3 protein-coding genes are annotated in these 4,125 nt (G+C 36.5%); 2 read left to right on the top strand and 1 reads right to left on the bottom strand.

Annotation, left to right across the window (positions count from 1 at the left end; all coding sequences use genetic code 11):
* Positions 1 to 375: 375 nt before the first annotated feature.
* Complete coding sequence (gene bla / locus H131_RS22805; protein WP_051112234.1) at positions 376 to 1,266, bottom strand: class A beta-lactamase; 891 nt, start codon at positions 1,264 to 1,266, stop codon at positions 376 to 378.
* Between the two features lie 292 nt (positions 1,267 to 1,558).
* On the opposite strand from bla, the gene H131_RS22800 reads away from it, so the two are divergent.
* Positions 1,559 to 3,331, top strand: coding sequence for a BlaR1 family beta-lactam sensor/signal transducer (locus H131_RS22800; RefSeq protein WP_010861499.1), 1,773 nt, complete (start codon positions 1,559 to 1,561; stop codon positions 3,329 to 3,331).
* 21 nt (positions 3,332 to 3,352) lie between these two features.
* Complete coding sequence (blaI, locus tag H131_RS22795) at positions 3,353 to 3,736, top strand: penicillinase repressor BlaI (protein ID WP_010861498.1); 384 nt, start codon at positions 3,353 to 3,355, stop codon at positions 3,734 to 3,736.
* Positions 3,737 to 4,125 lie beyond the last annotated feature (389 nt).

Genomic DNA, 4,125 nt, shown 5'->3' with positions numbered 1-4,125 from the left:
CCGCTACGGCGGACGCTTTCTGCGGGCACGGCTCCAGCCTTCTCCTTCGCTTCGCTCAGTCCGGGTGCTTCCGCTCGTGCTGTTCCCGCAGGAGTCGCCGCCTCATAGCCGTGTACTTAAGCTAATTCAATGATTTTTAATAAAAAGTGCCTCTTTTTTCTTAAGTTGTTGGACATGGGGTCATACCAACAAAACGCGAACTTCGTATGCTAAGCAAATTTCGACAATGAAAAAGCCAATTTCCTGTACGCTAAGGAAATTGGCTTTTAGTTGTTTTTTTCATAAGGAAGTAGTGTCAGGAAATCGCATATTTACAATGTTAAGCGATTTTTTATAAAAAAGATGATAGTATTTTTTAGTAATTCATTCCCGTTACTAGTTGTTTGGAGTGGATTTAAAAACATTCATTACAACCTTTGTTGCCTGTGCAATAAGCTCATCGTTATAATTTGCATCCTGTTTATCGCGACTGGATAGTATTGCAAGAACGATTGGTTCTCTGTTAGGCGGCCAAACAATCGCAATGTCATTGCGTGTTCCGTAACCTCCCCCGCCAGTTTTATCACCAACTTCCCACCCTTTGGGAACTCCTGCACGAATTAAATTATCTCCAGTTGTATTTCTCTTCAACCAATCAACTAACATAGTTTGTTTCTCATGTGTTAGTACGTCGCCGAGCGTGTATGCTTGAAGGTCATTAGCGAGTGCTTTTGGTGTACTAGTATCACGAGTTTCTCCTGGTACAGCTTCATTTAGGCCTGTCTCAATACGCTCAGCATTAGTTACTTGGTCCCCAAGTTTTTTTAAAGAGGTTTCGAATCCTTCAGGGCCGCCCAGTTCCTTAAATAAAAGATTTCCAGCAGTATTGTCACTGTACCTGATTGCAGCTTCACTAATGTCTTTAAGAGTCATTCCTGTATCAACATATTTCTCTGTAATCGGTGAATAGGTAACAAGATCATTACTAGTGTAGGTAACTATTTTGTTAAGTTCTTCTATAGAATTTTGTTGTAAAACTGCCGCAGCAGCCAGTGCTTTGAATGTGGATGTGTACGCAAATCGTTCGTCTTCACGAAATTCCACGATTTTTTTTGTTCCTGTGTCAATAGCATAGACCCCAAGCCTCGCGTCATATTCCTTCTCAAGTTGTTCAAATTTCTCCATTGTAGTTTCTTCCATTATATTTTCTGACGTTTGGTTAGGTTCTGTTTCGGATTGTTGTACAACCTGTTTGTTCTCATTCGAGCAGCCTACAACCATAAGCATCAATCCTATCGGTGCTAGTATTTGATAAAACCTTCTTTTGTTCACGATGTAAAACCTCCTAATTATTTGATTAGACTCTTAATGAATTGAAAAAACAACCTTTTTCAAGGAGTTTAGAAAGATTACATTTGTAGTCCGATTACATCTGTAGTATAGTATTACATACGTAATCAAATTAAGTCAACTCATTATTTTTCACCATCAAGCTACTATAAATATGCTATCTGTTTTAAAAATCTAAAAATCTAAAAATCTAAAAATCTAAAAATCTAAGAGAGTTGGTGTGGAGGAAATGTTTTTAACTCATTTTATAATTGGCCTATTGGTATCTTCATTTTCCGTTACTGTTATTCTACTTATACGAAAATGGTTTGGAAGACAACTAACAGCTAAATGGCACTATCATTTGTGGATGTTTCTTTTTATCGCTTTAACACTTCCATTCATACCGACTCATTTATATAATTTTAGTTTTCTCTTTAGCCGTGGATATATGTATCAGACTAATGCTGTCAGCCCTAATACAGAACTAAACGGAACTAATATGATGCAGGGCCTACACCTTATACAAGACTTTTCTGTATCTGTCAATCAGTTCGATCTGTCCTTACTTAATATAGGAGTAATGGGATTATGGATCTCAGGGTTGCTATTATTTACTTTTACTATGGTTCGTGGATGGATTACACTTAGAAGAATAAAGAATTTTTCTTCTACGCTTACCAATCAAGAAGTTCTTGTGCTTTTCGAAGAATGCAAGAAAAGACTACAGATTAAAAAATCAATAAAGATTGTTATTTCGAAAAGAGTCCAATCTCCAATGATATTTGGACTTTTTCAAACATATATCGTCTTACCTTCTCAGCATGAAAACTGGATCAACTTGAAACATTACGAGCACATCTTTCTTCATGAACTGAATCACTATAAAAACAAGGATCTGCTGACAAATTACGTGATGTTGTTCTATCAAAGCATTTATTGGTTTAATCCCCTTGTCTGGCTTGCTTTTAGAGAAATGAGATTAGATCGGGAAATCGCATGTGATACATCTGTTTTACATTTACTAGATGATAATTCATTTAGTGAATATGGAAATACACTCATTAATTTTGTAGATCTTTCTAAACGTTCAAGTAAGCTATCGTTAGTTACACAAATAAACGGTTCGAAGAGTCAAATTAAAAAACGAATTGAACAAATTGCTGCCTATAAGCCTGGCGCAAAGAAATCAATAAAAAAAAGTGTCTTTATTTATGTGTTGGCCAGTATCATTTTGACAGTCCAATTACCTGTCATTTCCGCATTTTCGACGGAGAACGACCGATACTATTTTAATAATGCCGGAACAATTTATGAGGATTTACATCAATTCTTTAAAGGGTATGAAGGCAGCTTTGTTTTATATGATTCTAGTGCAAAACAATATCGTATTTATAATGATGAGAAAAGTACGTTGCGAGTATCACCTGTTTCCACATACAAAATCTATAGTGCTCTTTCTGCACTAGAATCAAATGTGATATCACCCGAAGAATCCACACTTTCATGGGATGGGACGGAGTATCCCTATGATGCTTGGAATATGAATCAGGATGTCGCATCTGCTTTACAAAAATCTGTAAACTGGTATTTCCAAGAGCTAGATCGTAGACAAGGATTTGAAACCATACAATCCAATCTACAAGACATCAACTATGGAAACTCCAATGTATCTGGGGGATTAGATGGATTCTGGAACGAATCCTCATTGAAAATTTCTCCAGTTGAGCAAGTGCAACTGCTGCAAGCCTTTTATAACAATCAGTTGGGATATAAGGAAATGCATATCCAAGCTGTGAAGGATGCACTACACTTAGAAAAGAATGAAGAAGCTCGCCTATCGGGAAAAACAGGTACAGGTACAGTGAATGGAAAAAACATCAATGGTTGGTTTATTGGGTATGTAGAGACGAAGAACAATACTTATTTCTTTGCTACCAATATACAAAATGAAGATGATACATCTGGAAGCAAGGCTATAGAAATTACTTTATCAATTTTAAAAGATTTAGGAATCTATTAAAGAGAAATGGAGGAGATAAATGTGGAGAAAAACATTCCTCATATATCAGAATCAGAATGGGAAATCATGAACGTGCTTTGGGATAAAGCGCCTCAAACAGCGAATGACGTCATACTTTCCTTACAGGAGAGTACGGATTGGAAGCCGAAAACCATACGCACTCTGCTCGATCGATTGGTTCAAAAAGACGTAGTAGGTGTCAATAAAGATCTAAGAGTTTACACCTTTTACCCGCTCTATATACAGGAAGAGTGCCAGCGTGCTGAGACCGAATCATTTATCAAGCGTATCTACGGAGGTACCTTGAAATCCATGCTTGCCCAATTCATTCAGGAAGATGCTCTATCTAATGATGATATCAATGAACTACGCTATATTTTAGATAAGAAATCTAAAAAGCAATAATATTTTAAAAAGCGATTTGAAATTTTTCCAAATCGCTTTTTTCGCTCTAAATCGAAATAGCAGGGGATAAATTACTCATGTAATTATCGCTTACTTCCCTGTAAATACTATGCCCTTTAGTCATAATAAACGAAACGACCCTAATTTGCTAACCGTGGGAGTAACAACAAAAGGGATCAGTTACTATATAAACAGCAGGTCCTTTTTTTCATTTAGAATTTAGACAGCTCTTTAAGTGTTGTATGAGAGATTTTAGTTCTTTCACTGAATGCATTTATTAAAGATGGAAATACAAGCGTAGAAAATTGTGAAAAATGTACTTGAAACTAACAGAGGGGGATTGTTAAATTAGTACACTCGCTTCTTGTGCTAACGGCGCAGCATTCCTG

The sequence above is a fragment of the Lysinibacillus sphaericus OT4b.31 genome, assembly GCF_000392615.1.
Classification (GTDB): domain Bacteria; phylum Bacillota; class Bacilli; order Bacillales_A; family Planococcaceae; genus Lysinibacillus; species Lysinibacillus sphaericus_B.
The sequence above is the reverse complement of the archived record's forward strand: the minus strand, read 5'-3'. Positions and strand labels throughout refer to the sequence as shown.